Source organism: Streptomyces sp. KL116D (genome assembly GCF_030766975.1).
In the GTDB taxonomy this organism is placed as follows: Bacteria; Actinomycetota; Actinomycetes; order Streptomycetales; family Streptomycetaceae; genus Streptomyces; species Streptomyces longispororuber_A.
Genome location: NZ_JASERH010000146.1, coordinates 63,069 through 76,778, shown reverse-complemented (window position 1 = coordinate 76,778; position 13,710 = coordinate 63,069). Strand labels below are relative to the sequence as shown.

The following is a 13,710-nucleotide window of genomic DNA, read 5'->3' as shown; positions in this document are numbered from 1 at the left end:
GCATGACCCGGCCCGGCCCCGGCCACGACTGCCGCCAGCAGCGCCGCCGCACTCCCTACGCGTCCCGCCCATCGCATTGACCGACTGTCGCAAAATGGACCGGGCTCTTCCGGGCGACGTCGCCGGTGTGCCGCCCGCAGTCCACCGGACGCAGTAGGCGGGGTGCGGTCAGCTCCGCCGCGGTGCGTCGACCGTCGGCGGTCGCTTCGCCGGTGATGCCCGGCCGGGCGTCAGCCGTCGTCGGGCTGCGGGGGCACCTCGGCCGCTCCCCCGCGCCGCACGCGCCGCAGCACCTCGTCGTGGAGCGCCCCGAGACCGCCGGGCGGCACCGGCACCGGGCTGCCGGTGAGCGTGTACCACTCGTCGGCGCCGGTGTACTGGACGGCGACGTGGGCGGCGCCGTCCGCGCGGCGGGCCGTGACGACGGTGACGTCACCGGTGATGACCCCGACCTCGTCGGTCATGGCGCCGCCGGGCCCGGCCCGCACCGCTCCCTCGATCCGCTCGTCCCGTGCGTCGTCGGTCATGCGGAGCAGGTGCCCAGCATCCGGTCGAGCATGTCCTTCTCCGCGTCGGTCACGGTCAGTTCGTACGTCGACTTCACCGCCACCCAGGAGCGGGCGTAGGCGCACCAGTACGTCTTGACCGGCGGCTGCCACTCGTCGGGGCCCTGGTCGCCCTTGGACCGGTTCGACGAGGCGGACACCGACAGGAGTTGAGGGTGCGTCAAGTCGTTGGCGAACGCCTTGCGTTGCTCCTGGGTCCAGGAGTCGGCGCCGGACCGCCAGGCGTTGGCCAGCGGCACGGTGTGGTCGATGTCGAGGTCACCGGCGTCGGTGAAGGTCTTTCCGTCGTAGACGCTGACCCAGGTCCCGGAGACGGGCTTGCACGCGGCGTCCCGCTCGACGTCCTTGCCGTCCCGCTCCAGGACGACTTCGCGGGTGCTGCAGTCGTCGCCCTGCTCGGCCCAGTGCGGGAACCGGGCGCGGCTGTAGCCGGACATGGAGCCGTGGGGCGCCACCTTGAGATCGGCCAGTTCCGTGCGGGCCCTGCCCACCGTCGGCAGGCCCGGGAGCGTTCCGGTGCCCGCCGCCGGCCCGGCGGCCCCGCTCGCCGACGCGGACGGCCCGCCGCTCCCCGCCCCGTCCGCTCCGCCGCCTCCGTCACCGGACCCGGCGGCACTGCACCCGGTCAGGAGCAGCAGGGCGACGAGCCCCGAACTCCCGTACCTGCGCCGCGCCTGACGCCCCGTGACCCGCTTCGTTCCGTCTGTCGCACTTCGCACGTCCGCACCCTATGGGGCGCCAGTGTGCGCACGGGGGCACTTCGACAGCGCGTTCACATTCGGCGGCGGGATGTTCACCGGGCCTCCGCCGGGCGGCGGACCAGCCCGCCACTGCGGTCACGCCGGTCGCCCCCGTCACTTCGGCCACCCGAGCCGGCCCCGCCACCCGGCCCCGGTCAACCCCCCGTGCTCTCCCGCACGATGATCTCGTGCCCGACCACGTAGTCCTGCAACGGGCTCGCGTCCGGATCGTCGACCCGGTCGAGCAGGAGCGCCACCGCGGCCCGGGCGATCTCCCGCTTGTCGGGGGCCACCGTCGTCAGGCTCGGCACGCTGAACCGTGACGCCTCGATGTCGTCGAAGCCCACCACGTCGAGCTCGCCCGGCACGCTCACGCCCCGCTCGTACAGGGCGCGCAACGCACCCAGGGCGAGGTGGTCGTTGAGGCACAGCAGCGCGTCCGGGCGGGGGTCCGCGTCCAGCACGGCGGCCGCGGCCCGGGCGCCGTCGCGCCAGTGGAACGCGTCCACCGGCACCACGAGGTCGCTGTCGAAGGGGAGGTCGGCCTCCTTCAGCGCCTCGCGGTAGCCGTCGGTGCGCAGCCGGTCCGTGCCCTGCGGGCCCCGCACCGTCCCGCCCACGACGGCGATCCGGCGCCGGCCGCGGGACAGCAGGTGCGCGGTGGCCTCGCGCGCGGCGGCGACGTTGTCGATGGCGACGTGGTCGGTGCTGCCCTCGGCGGGCCGCTCGCCGAGCAGGACCACGGGGAGCCTGCGGTCCCTGGTGGCCACGTCACGGGGGTGCAGGGCGAGCGGGCTGAGGATCACTCCGTCGGTGAACTGGGCGTCGAAGCCGTGCAGCGCCGCCAGTTCCCGCTCGCGCACCCCGTTCGTCTGGTGCAGCAGCACGGTCTGTCCGCGCCGGTCCGCCTCGGCCATCACGTGCTTGGCCAGCTCGGCGAAGTAGGCGACGTCCAGTTCGGGGACCGCCAGGGTGATCATGCCGGTGCGGCCCTGGCGGAGCTGCCGGCCCGCGATGTTGACCCGGTAGCCGAGCGCCTCGATGGCCTCCTTCACCGTCTCGCGGGTCCGGTCCGAGACGTGCTCGAAGTTGTTGATCACGTTGGAGACCGTCTTGGGCGAGACACCCGCGTACTCCGCCACGTCCTTGATCCTGGGTCTGGCCGCCACGCTGTCCATTCCTTCCGTCTGCCACCCGCGATCGTATCGACCATCACGAATCGGTTTCGGGGCGGATCCTTGACCGTCCCGCACATTTACATCGATGTAATCCTCATGGTGCCATGGGCGCGCACCGATCAGCACCGCGTTGCTGACGCTCGTCCACGCGTTCCCGCGACACCCCGTGCGGCAAGGAGTCCCATGCCTGTCCCCACCCCCGCCACCACGCCCCGGCCCGAGTACCCGCGCCCGCAGTTCGTCCGCGAGGCCTGGCTCAATCTCAACGGCGTCTGGCAGTTCGAGATCGACCGCTCCGACACCGGCCTCGAACGCGGCCTGCGGGAGCGCGAGTTGACCGGCAGCATCGTGGTGCCGTTCTGTCCCGAGTCGGAGCTCTCGGGGGTCGGGGACACCGACTTCCTGGAGGCCGTCTGGTACCGCCGCACGGTCACCGTGCCCGCCGAGTGGGACGACAGCCGGGTGCTGCTGCACTTCGGCGCGGTGGACCAGGACACCACGGTGTGGGCGAACGGCGTCGAGGTGGCGCGGCACCGCGGCGGCTTCACGCCGTTCACCGCCGACCTCGGCGAAGTGGCCGCCGCCGGCGAGGAGCTGACGCTCGTCGTACGGGCCCGTGACACCCGGCACGGCCCGCAGGCCCGCGGCAAGCAGGCCACCTGGTACGCCAACTCGCACTGCCACTACACCCGGACGACCGGCATCTGGCAGACGGTGTGGCTGGAGCCGGTGCCGCGGAGCGTCGCCCTGAAGCGGCCGCGGATCACCCCGGACCTGGCCTCCGGCTCGTTCTTCCTGGAGCTGCCGCTGAGCCGCAACGCGCCGGGGCACCGCGTCCGCGCCACGCTGTCGGACGAGCACGGCACCGTGGTGAGCGCCGAGACCCGCGCCGACCTCGGCCTGAGCCCCCGGCTGGCGCTCACCGTGCCCGAGGACCGGCTGCGGGCGTGGTCGCCGGCCGACCCGCACCTGTACGACCTCGCGCTCGACGTCGTCGACGCAGACGGCGCGCCGGTGGACCGGGTCACGTCCTACGCGGGCCTGCGCTCGGTCGCCGTCGACGGCAAGCGGCTCCTCCTCAACGGCGAGCCGGTCTTCCAGCGCCTCGTCCTCGACCAGGGCTACTACCCGGACGGCCTGATGACCGCGCCGACCGACGCCGCGCTCGTCCGCGACATCGAACTCGGCCTGGCCGCGGGCTTCAACGGGGCCCGGCTGCACGAGAAGGTCTTCGAGGAGCGGTACCTGTACCACGCGGACCGGCTGGGCTACCTGGTCTGGGGCGAGTTCGGCGACTGGGGCTGCGAGGTCGGCGCCCGCGACGACAACCAGCGCCCCGACGCCTCGTACGTCGCGCAGTGGCTGGAGGCCGTCGAGCGGGACTACTCGCACCCGGCGATCGTCGGCTGGTGCCCGCTCAACGAGACGTACCAGAACCTGCACGACCGGATCACCCAGCTCGACGACGTCACGCGGGCCATGTTCCTGGCCACCAAGCAGGCCGACGGCACCCGTCCGGTGATCGACGCGTCGGGGTACGCGCACCGGGTGCTGGAGACGGACGTGTACGACTCGCACTGCTACGAGCAGGACCCGGCCGCCTTCGCCAAGGTGATGCACGGCCTCGCGCAGGACAGGCCGCACGTCAACTCCGGCCCCGAAGGCCGCACTTGGTCCGTTCCGTACCGCGGTCAGCCGTACTTCTGCTCCGAGTTCGGCGGCATCTGGTGGGACCCCGAGGCGGCCGACGCGGCGGGCGACGAGCGCGACGCCTCCTGGGGGTACGGCGAACGGCCGCGCACCGCCGAGGAGTTCGTCGAGCGCTTCACCGGCCTGACGGGCGTGCTGCTCGAGGACCCGGACATGTTCGGCTACTGCTACACCCAGCTCACGGACGTCTTCCAGGAGCGCAACGGCGTGTACCGCTTCGACCGCACCGAGAAGGTCGACACCACCGTGCTGCGCCGGGCCCAGCTGCGCCCGGCCGCGTTCGAGGACGCCGAGTAGTCCGGCCCTCGACCGCCTGCCCCCATCCGCGTATTACATCGATGTAAGGAGAGCCCTATGACCGGCACACCCGCCTCCGTCGGTCGCCCCGCACTCACCAGACGACGCGCTCTGACGGCCGCGCTCGGTGCCGGGGCCGCGGTCCTCGGCGCCGGAGCGCTGAGCGGCTGCGGCAGCGCGCTCGCGGCCGGCGACTCGACCGTGCGCCTGTGGGACCTGTTCAGCGGGGCCGACGGCGGCCTGCTCAACGACATGGTGCGCAAGGCCCGGCCCGACATGCCGGGCACGCGCATCGAGCGCACGGTCCTGGAGTGGGGCACCCCGTACTACACGAAGCTCGCCATGGCCTCGGCCGGCGGGCGCGGCCCGGACGTCGCGGTCGCGCACCTGTCGCGCCTCGCGGGCTACGCGCCGACCGGTCTCGTGGACCCGTGGGACCTGGACCTGCTGGCCGAGTTCGGCGTCCGCAGGAGCGACTTCGCCGACGCCGTGTGGTCACGCACCCAGTACGAGGGCCGCACGTACGCGATCCCGCTGGACACCCACCCGTTCATCGTCTTCTTCCATCCGGAGCCGGTGCGGAAGGCCGGACTGCTGACGAAGGACGGCACGCTCGACGCGGACGCGTTCTCGTCGCCCGACAAGTTCCTCGCCGCGGGGCGGGAGCTGGCGAAGGCGTCCGGCAAGCAGGGCATCGCCTTCGGCTACGCCACGGACACGGCCCAGGGCTGGCGGCTGTTCTACGGCCTGTACCGGCAGACGGGCGGCGCGTTCACGCTGCCGGCGGGCGGTCCCGCCGAGGTGGACGTGGACCGGATGGCCGAGGTCATCGCGTTCATGGCCAAGCTGGTCGACGGCCGGGCGAACCCCAAGCGCCTGGACTACGCGGCGGGACTCGCCTCGTTCACCAACGGGCAGACCGCGATGATCCTGTCCGGCGAGTGGGAGCTCGGCACGTTCCGGGCGGCGGACAAGAACGTGGGCGCGGCGCCCATGCCGACCGTCTTCGGCACCCCGGCCGTGTACGCCGACTCGCACTCGTTCGTGCTGCCGCACCGCGAGCACCCCGACGAGGACCACCGGCGGCGCACGCACCAGGCGATCGCGGCGCTCCTCAAGGCGGGGCAGATCTGGGCGACGGCCGGTCACATCCCGGCGTACGAGCCGATCACCCGCACCCCGGAGTACGCCGCCCTGCTGCCGCAGGAGCACTACAAGTCGGCGGCGGACCACGTCGTCCTCGACCCCGCCGTGTGGTTCGCGGGCGCGGGCTCCGACTTCCAGAACGCCATGTCGCAGGTCCTCCAGCAGGCCCTGCTCGACGGTCTCGCCCCGGACCGTGCGGCGCGCGCGATGGTGCGGCGCCTGAACACCTTCCTCGCCAAGCCCAGCCCGGCCTGACCGGCCGCGACCACCTCGCAGGAGGCACGACGATGTCCTCTCCCCACGCCTCGCCCAGGCCGGGGCTCCCGGCGCTGCGGCGGCTGTTCTCCCCCGGTCTGCTCTTCGCGCTCCCCTTCCTCGTCCTGTTCGCGGTGTTCATGGTCTGGCCGCTGGGCCAGGGGCTGTGGATGAGCCTCACGGACCGGGCCCTGTCGGCGCACGCCCCGTCGTTCATCGGCCTCGACAACTTCACCGAGGCGTTCCGGGACGCGGAGATGTGGCGGGCGCTCGGCCACACCGTCTGGTTCACCGTCCTGTCGACGGTCCCGCTGGTCGTGGTGGCGCTCGGCATGGCGCTCCTGGTGCACACCGGACTGCCGGGGCAGTGGGTGTGGCGGCTCGCGTTCTTCGCGCCGTACCTGCTGCCGGTCGGTGTGGTCGGCCTGCTGTGGATCTGGCTGTACCAGCCGGACCTCGGCCTCTACAACCACCTCCTGGACGCCCTCGGCCTGACCCAGTACGCCTGGCTCAGCGACGAGTCGGTGGCCATGTGGGCCATCGCCCTCACCACGCTGTGGTGGACGGTCGGCTTCAACTTCCTGCTCTACCTGGCCGCGCTCCAGTCGGTCCCCGACCACCTGTACGAGGCGGCGGCCATCGACGGCGCCGGGGCCTGGCGCCGGCTGTGGTCGATCACGCTGCCGCAGCTCAGCCGGATCACGGTCGTGATCACGGTGCTGCAGGTCCTGGCGTCCCTGAAGGTCTTCGACCAGGTGTACCTGATGACGAAGGGCGGCCCGAACAACTCCACGCGCCCGGTCGTCGAGTACGTCTACGACGTCGGCTTCACCGGCTACCGGCTCGGTTACGCCTCGGCGATCAGCTACATCTTCTTCGCCCTGGTCGTCCTCGCCTCCGCCGCCCAGTTCTTCGCACTCCGCCGCCGGGAGAAGTGACCATGACCTCCACCGAGACCCCCGTCCGCACCTCGTCGGCGCCTCGACGCGCCGTTCCCGTAAGGCCGTTCGGACGCCCGCCGCGCCCGGCCAGGACCCGGACGAACCTGACGCTCGGGGCGGGCAGGACCACGCGCGTCCTGGCCCTCGCCGTGCTCGCGATCGGGGCCGTGGTGTGGCTGCTGCCGATGGCGTGGGCGGTGCTCACCGCGCTCAAGTCGGAGCAGGACGCCAGCGATCCGCTGCACTGGCTGTGGCCGGAGCACGGCCTCACGTTCACGGCGTTCAGCACCGTGTGGGAGCGCGGCGACCTGCCGCTGTGGATGCTCAACAGCTTCCTCATCGCGGCCGCCGTCACCGTGATCACCGTACTGGTCTCCGCGATGGCCGGATACGCCTTCTCGCGCACGCTGTTCGCGGGCCGGCGGTGGCTGTTCGTGCTCACGGTCGCGGCCGTCCTGGTGCCGCCGCAGATCCTGATCGTCCCGTGGTTCCAGCAGATGCTGACGCTGCACCTGCTCGACACGTACGCGGCGGTGATCCTGCCGCAGACGGTCGCGCCCGTCATGGTGTTCATCCTGAAGAAGCACTTCGACTCGCTGCCCAGGGAGTTGGAGGAGGCGGCCAGGATCGACGGCGCGGGGCACTGGCGGATCTTCTGGTCGGTGCTGCTGCCGCTGTCGCGGCCGATGCTCGCGGCCGTCGCGATCTTCGTGTTCATCGGCGCGTGGAACAACTTCCTGTGGCCGTTCGTGTCCACGTCCGACCCGTCCCTGATGACGCTGCCCGTCGGCATCACGTCGGTGAAGGACGCGTACGGCGTCCAGTACGCGCAGTCGATGGCCTCGGCCGTGCTCGCCGCGCTGCCGCTCGTCGTGGTCTTCATGTTCTTCCAGCGGCACATCGTCAAGTCGGTGGCCACCACGGGTCTCGGCGGCCAGTGAGACCGGGATCCCGCCGGGTGGCCGACCCGCCGCCCCTGGCGCCTCGTTGACACCTCCGTCTCCCTTCCCTACCGTCCTGAAGCCGTGGGACTTACATCGATGTAAGGAGCCGCTCATGCGTGCACGGCCCCGTACCGCCCTCGTCACCGCACTGCTCGCCCTGCTCGTCGGTCTGCTCGTCGCACCCCAGGCCGCCGCGCAGAAGCCGGCACCGGCCGCCGCCTCCACCACCTTCCGCAATCCGCTCAACACGGGCCCCGACCCGTTCCTGGCCTACGCGAACGGGGCCTACCACCTCACCACCACCCAGGGCGACAGCATCCGGATGTGGCGCTCGCCGTCCCTGGCGACGCTGCTGGACGCCGACCCGATCACGGTCTGGACGGACACCGAGGCCTCCCGCAACCAGCACATCTGGGCGCCGGAGTTCTACCGCTTCGGCAACCGCTGGTACCTCTACTACACGGCCGACGACGGCACGGACGACCACCACCGGCTCTACGTCCTGGAGTCGGAGCGCGACGACCCGGCGGGTCCGTACCACTTCAAGGCGAAGCTCACCCCGCCCAACCACGCGAACGACTTCGCCATCGACCCGGGCATCCTGCAGCACGACGGCCGCCTCTACCTGGCCTACAGCGGCATCAACCCCTACCAGCACAACGGCCTCAACATCGCGCCGATGTCCAACCCGTACACGGTCTCGGGCGACGCGGTCGCGATCGACGCGGCGGGCGGCTGCCCCGAGGTCCGCGAGGGGCCCGAGTTCCTGAACCGCAACGGCCGTACGTGGATGACGTACTCGACCTGCGACACGGGCAAGCCGGACTACCAGGTGTGGATGATGTCGCTGCCGAACGGCGCCGACCCGCTGGTCCCCGGCAACTGGAGGCAGCGCTCCGGCCCGGTCTTCTCCCGCGCCGACGACCGGGGCGTGTTCGGCCCGGGCCACCACGCCTTCTTCACGTCCCCCGACGGCAAGGAGGACTGGCTGATCTACCACGCGAAGACCACGTCGACGTACACGTACGACAACCGCACCACCCGCGCCCAGAAGATCACGTGGAACGCGGACGGCAGCCCGAACCTCGGCACGCCGCTCGCCATGGGCGCCACCCAGAACCTGCCCTCCGGCGACCCCGGATCGGGGAACCACTGGATCAACGACGACGGCCGCTCCAGCGGTTCGGGGTCCGTCGCGTACACGGGCACCTGGAACTCCGGCACCGGCTGCGCGGCGCAGTGCTTCTGGAGCGACGACCACTGGAGCGACCGGGCGGGCAACACCGCGACGTTCAGCTTCACCGGCACCCGGATCGCGCTGCTGTCGGTGAAGGACACCGGCAACGGGATCGCCGCGATCAGCGTCGACGGCGGGCCCGAGCAGCGGGTCGACTTCTACGGGGCGATCCGCACCGGCGAGACCCTGCAGTACCTCAGCCCGCGCCTGGCGAACGGCCCGCACACGCTGCGGGTCCGGGTGACCGGGGAGCGCAACGCGTCGGCCGGCGCCGCGTTCGTGAGCGTGGACCGCGCCGAGGTGTACACGGACTGATCCACGGACCGGCCGGCCCCGGCTCCCCGCCGCCGGCGGGGAGCCGGGGCTCAGTCCTCCTCGATCTCGATCTCCAGCAGGCAGAACCCGCCGCCGTGGCAGGCGCCGCAGACCTCGCCGTCCCGGCTCCCGCTGCCGTGGCAGGTGCCGCACAGGCCGTCGTGCCACGTCGTCCCGTCCAGCGCGTAGTGCGGGCGCGGGTAGTGCGTGTCGGCGAGGAGGCACTCGACCTGTGTCTCCGGGTGCCGCCGCACGCACAGGTCCTGCCCGGAACGCCGGTGTCGACCGTCCTGGATGATGACTCCTCCGTCATGGGTACCTGGTGTTCGCCTGTCGTGTTCCAGGGATAGCACCCGGCACTGACAGTCAGGCGGGGACGGACCGCGTCGCGGTGACGACCACGGCCGTGTACGGCATGGTGAACGTGCCGCCGAGCGCGTCGATCACTGCGCCGGTGCCCGTCAGCAGGGCCGTCAGCCGCTCCGGCGCGTACTGGCCGGCCTCGCCGCTGGTGCGCATCTGCTCCAGCCACGCGTCCCGGGTGTAGGTCCGCTCCCAGTCGAAGCGCCACTCCTCCGGTGCGTCGAAGGAGCCGTCGGCGCGCAGCCCGTCGGCCACCGCGGCGAGGATCGGGCCGTACGCGTCGAGGGTGGCGCGGGCCCACGGGTTGCGCGGGGCGTCGGGCAGCGCCGCGAGGTGGGCGGCCGAGAAGGCCGCCGCGAGGTCGGGGTCGGGCCGGTGCACGTTCCAGAACAGGGCGATGCGGCCGCCGGGCCCGAGCACGTCGGCGGCCTTCGCGGCGCCCGCGACCGGGTCGATCCAGTGCCAGGTCTGTCCCGCGACGACGGCGTCGAAGGTGCGGCCCCCGGCGTCCCACGTCTCGAAGCCGGACACCTCGACGTCGAGCCCGCCGGCCCGCGCGAAGGCGGCCATCCGCGGGTCGGCGTCGACGCCGAGGACGGTGCAGCCGGCCGCCCGGAACTGGCGGGCCGCGATGCCGGTGCCGCAGCCGACGTCGAGGAGGGCGGGGCCCGGCGCGGCATCGGCGATCCGGCGCACCAGGGCGTCGGGGTAGCGGGGCCTGGTCCGGTCGTAGCGCTCGGGGTCGGCGCCGAAGGACTCGGCCATGTGGCGGGCCCTGTGCGGCTCTTCGGCGGGCGTACGTGACTGAGTGGGCATGCGCCCACCCTAGTGGGCACCTGCCCACTCGTCTACGGTTGCCCCAGTCGACGAAGGAGATGCGCAGGTGCCGACCGGTGTGGCGCTACGGGACGTGCGGGGACAGCTCTTCGACGCGGCCGAGCGAGTCCTCTTGCGGGACGGCGCGGCGGCGCTGACGAGCCGGGCGGTCACCGCCGAGGCGGGCTGCGCGAAGGGCGTGCTGCACCGGCACTTCACGGACTTCGACGCGTTCCTCGCCGAGCTGGTGCTGGACCGCGTGGGCAGGATCGACGCGCTGGCCGGGGCGTTGCGGACGTCCGCGGGGTCGGGGGACGTCGTCGACCACCTCACGGACGCGCTCACGGAGCTGTTCACGCCGGTCGCCGTGTCGATGGTCGGCCTCGTCACCTTCCGCGACGGGCTGCGGGCCAGGCTGCGCGCGGCGGGGCAGCCGGGGGTGCCGGTGCTGGTGCAGGCGACGGCCGCGCTGACCGGATATCTGCGGGCGGAGCGGGAGCTGGGCCGGATCGTGCCAGGGGCCGACGCCGAGATGCTCGCGCTCTCCCTGATCGGGACGGCCCATCTGCTGTTCGCGGGCCGCGACGAGGAACCGCCGGACGGCGCCGTGCGCAAGGTCGTCGAGTCCGTCACCGCCGGGGCGCTCGCCGGGTGAGCGAGGACCCGGCTCGCCGGGTACAGGCGATCGACCGGACGACCGTCCGAGCGGTGGCCGTGGGCCGGCCGTCACCCCGGTGTGCGTAGGGCGGTTGAGGACGGTGGACGCGGCTCGACGGCGCGCGTCCAGGCGGCGGTCACGACACTGTGCGGGTGTGTCCGACGTGGCCGCCGCTCATGACGAAGGGGCCCGCTCCGGTGACCGGAGCGGGCCCCTGTGCGCGGGGTGGCGAGACCTCAGCCGCGGACGGACTCCAGTTCGCGGTCGTCCTGCGCGGTCGGCGCCGGGGTCAGGCTCTTGTGCAGCTTCTCGCCCTCGACGTCGACGTTCGGCAGCAGCTTGTCGAGCCAGCGGGGCAGCCACCAGGCCGACTTGCCGAGCAGGGCCATGACCGCGGGCACGATCGCCATCCGGACCACGAACGCGTCGAAGAGGACGGCGACGGCGAGGCCGAAGCCCATCATCTTGATCATGTCGTTGTTCTCCATGATGAAGCCGGAGAAGACGCTGATCATGATGACCGCGGCGGCGCCGACGACCCGGCCGCCGTGCCGGAAACCGGTCACGATGGCCTCGCCGGGGCGCGCCCCGTGGACGTAGGCCTCCCGCATCCGGGTCACGAGGAACACCTCGTAGTCCATGGCGAGACCGAAGACCACGCCGATCATGAAGATCGGCATCATCGACATGATCGGGCCCGGCTGGTCGACGCCCACGATGTCCGCGAGCCAGCCCCACTGGAAGACCGCGACCACGGCGCCGAGCGCCGCCGCCACCGACAGGAGGAAGCCGAGCGCCGCCTTGAGGGGCACCAGGATCGAGCGGAAGACCAGCATCAGGAGCAGGAAGGCCAGGCCGACGACGAGCAGCAGATACGGCACGAGGGCGTCGTTCAGGGTCTGCGAGAAGTCGATCGTCATGGCCGTCTGGCCGGTGACCAGGACGTCGGAATCGGTGTCCGCCTCCCAGGCCGTGGCCTCGGCGCGGATCGTCTTGACCAGTTCCTCGGTCTCGTGGTCGCTGGGCCCGGTGGTCGGGACGACCGTCATGATCGCGGTGTCACCGGCCTGGTTGACCTGTGCGGGGGCGACCGCGGCGACGCCGTCGACCTTGGCGAGCGAGTCGCCGACCGTCTTCGCGGCGGCGGCCGCGCCCTTGCCGTCGACGGTCACCATCAGCGGGCCGTTGAAGCCCGCGCCGAACGACTCGGACAGCATGTCGTACGCCTTGCGCTGCGTCGTGTCCGGCGCCGACGTGCCCTCGTCGGGCAGGCCCAGTTCCAGGCTGGTGGCCGGGACCGCTATCGCGCCGAGGCCGAGGACGCCGGCCAGCAGGACGGCGGCCGGGCGGCGCAGCACGAAGCTCGACCAGCGCGTGCCGAGGTTCGGCTTGCCCCCGTGCGCGCCCTGGGCGGGCGCGGGCTTCTTGCGGTCCTTGCGGCGCAGCACCTTGCGGCCGGCGAAGCCGAGCAGCGCCGGGATCATGGTGAGCGCGATGACCACGGCGATGGCGACGGTCGCCGCGGCGGCGAGGCCCATCTTCGTGAGGATCGGGATGTTGACGACGGACAGGCCGGTGAGGGCGACGATGACGGTGAGTCCGGCGAAGACGACCGCGGAACCCGCCGTGCCGGTGGCCCGGCCCGCCGCCTCCTCGGGTTCCCGTCCCTCGGCCATCTCCGCGCGGAAGCGGGAGACGATGAACAGGGCGTAGTCGATGCCGACGGCGAGGCCGATCATCGTGGCCAGCGTGGACGTGGTGCTGGACAGGTTGAGGACGCTGCCGAGGGCCGCGATGCCGGAGACCCCGATGCCGACGCCGATGATGGCGGTCAGCAGCGGCATGCCCGCGGCGACCATCGAGCCGAAGGTGATGATGAGGACGACCGCGGAGATCGCGATGCCGATGAGCTCGGCGCTGCCGCCCATCTCCTGCTCGGCCTCGACGGCGTCGCCGCCCGTCTCGACGGTGAAGCCCTCGGCGCGCGCGTCGTCGGTGGCCTTGGTCAGGGCCTCGTGCGCCTGGTCGGTCAGCTCGGTGCCGGCGACCTTGTAGGTGACGGAGGCGTAGGCGGTGGTGCCGTCCTTGCTGACGGCGTTCGCCTTGTAGGGGTCGGCGACGGAGGCGACCTGCGGGCCGTCGCCCAGGGCCGTCACCAGCTTCTGGACGTCGGCCTTGGGGGCCGGGTCGGTGAGCTTCTCGCCCTGGGGGGCGCGGATGACGACGCGGGCGGTCGCGCCCTCGGCGCTGGCGGCCGGGAACTTCTGGTCGAGGAGGTCGAAGGCCTTCTGCGACTCGGTGCCCGGCATGGAGAAGGAGTCGGCGGGCGGTGCGGGTGCGGCCGACGACGCGAAGCCGATCCCGCCGAGCAGCAGCACCCACAACAGCGCCACATAGCGGCGGCGCCGGAAGGACAGCCGCCCGAGTTTGTAGAGGAACGTAGCCACGGCGAAAGGGGCTCCCGTCGGGGTCGTGGGGCAGGAGCGACCGCCCGCCGTGCGTCGGTGCACGTCAGGGGGTCGGCAGGATCGTTCCTCTATCGTC

12 protein-coding genes are annotated in these 13,710 nt (G+C 72.2%); 6 read left to right on the top strand and 6 right to left on the bottom strand.

The annotated features are described in order from the left end of the window. Positions 1–230: 230 nt before the first annotated feature. The 3 genes from RBJ77_RS57745 to RBJ77_RS57735 all read right to left on the bottom strand — a co-directional run bounded on the left by RBJ77_RS57745 (position 231) and on the right by RBJ77_RS57735 (position 2,484). Positions 231–527: a hypothetical protein gene (locus RBJ77_RS57745; protein WP_372352278.1), complete on the bottom strand. Its 297-nt coding sequence runs from the start codon at positions 525–527 to the stop codon at positions 231–233. Further along, complete coding sequence (locus tag RBJ77_RS57740) at positions 524–1,195, bottom strand: HNH endonuclease family protein (RefSeq protein ID WP_372352284.1); 672 nt, start codon at positions 1,193–1,195, stop codon at positions 524–526. The genes RBJ77_RS57745 and RBJ77_RS57740 overlap by 4 nt, the downstream gene beginning before the upstream one ends. Positions 1,196–1,461: 266 nt before the next feature. Beyond that, positions 1,462–2,484, bottom strand: a complete 1,023-nt coding sequence (locus tag RBJ77_RS57735; RefSeq protein ID WP_372352277.1) for a LacI family DNA-binding transcriptional regulator — start codon at positions 2,482–2,484, stop codon at positions 1,462–1,464. Between the two features lie 183 nt (positions 2,485–2,667). Between RBJ77_RS57735 and RBJ77_RS57730 the strand changes: the two genes are divergently transcribed. The 5 genes from RBJ77_RS57730 (at position 2,668) to RBJ77_RS57710 (ending at position 9,329) form a co-directional block, all read left to right on the top strand. After that, positions 2,668–4,491, top strand: coding sequence for a glycoside hydrolase family 2 protein (locus tag RBJ77_RS57730; RefSeq protein ID WP_372352276.1), 1,824 nt, complete (start codon positions 2,668–2,670; stop codon positions 4,489–4,491). 57 nt (positions 4,492–4,548) lie between these two features. Beyond that, entirely contained in the window at positions 4,549–5,892 is a 1,344-nt protein-coding gene (locus tag RBJ77_RS57725; protein ID WP_372352275.1) for an extracellular solute-binding protein, read from the top strand. A gap of 32 nt (positions 5,893–5,924) precedes the next feature. Then, a complete protein-coding gene (locus RBJ77_RS57720) occupies positions 5,925–6,830 on the top strand; it encodes a carbohydrate ABC transporter permease (RefSeq protein ID WP_255971270.1) in 906 nt (301 codons plus the stop codon). Positions 6,831–6,832: 2 nt separating this feature from the next. After that, positions 6,833–7,774 (top strand): carbohydrate ABC transporter permease, encoded by a 942-nt coding sequence (locus RBJ77_RS57715; protein WP_372352274.1) that lies wholly within the window; start codon positions 6,833–6,835, stop codon positions 7,772–7,774. A 115-nt stretch (positions 7,775–7,889) separates the two neighbouring features. After that, a complete protein-coding gene (locus tag RBJ77_RS57710) occupies positions 7,890–9,329 on the top strand; it encodes a family 43 glycosylhydrolase (protein ID WP_372352273.1) in 1,440 nt (479 codons plus the stop codon). 50 nt (positions 9,330–9,379) lie between these two features. Here RBJ77_RS57710 and RBJ77_RS57705 read toward each other — a convergent pair whose 3' ends face one another. Together RBJ77_RS57705 and RBJ77_RS57700 are read right to left on the bottom strand one after the other, a co-directional pair. Further along, complete coding sequence (locus RBJ77_RS57705; RefSeq protein ID WP_372352272.1) at positions 9,380–9,583, bottom strand: hypothetical protein; 204 nt, start codon at positions 9,581–9,583, stop codon at positions 9,380–9,382. 112 nt (positions 9,584–9,695) lie between these two features. Beyond that, positions 9,696–10,457, bottom strand: a complete 762-nt coding sequence (locus RBJ77_RS57700; RefSeq protein WP_372352283.1) for a class I SAM-dependent methyltransferase — start codon at positions 10,455–10,457, stop codon at positions 9,696–9,698. Positions 10,458–10,575: 118 nt separating this feature from the next. On the opposite strand from RBJ77_RS57700, the gene RBJ77_RS57695 reads away from it, so the two are divergent. Next, positions 10,576–11,163 carry a TetR/AcrR family transcriptional regulator gene (locus RBJ77_RS57695; protein ID WP_372352271.1) on the top strand — a complete coding sequence of 196 codons (588 nt, stop codon included), beginning with the start codon at positions 10,576–10,578 and terminating at the stop codon, positions 11,161–11,163. Between the two features lie 239 nt (positions 11,164–11,402). On the opposite strand, the gene RBJ77_RS57690 is transcribed toward RBJ77_RS57695, so the two are convergent. Further along, on the bottom strand, positions 11,403–13,613 hold the full coding sequence (locus RBJ77_RS57690; RefSeq protein WP_372352270.1) for an MMPL family transporter: 2,211 nt from the start codon (positions 13,611–13,613) through the stop codon (positions 11,403–11,405). Between the last annotated feature and the right edge of the window lie 97 nt (positions 13,614–13,710).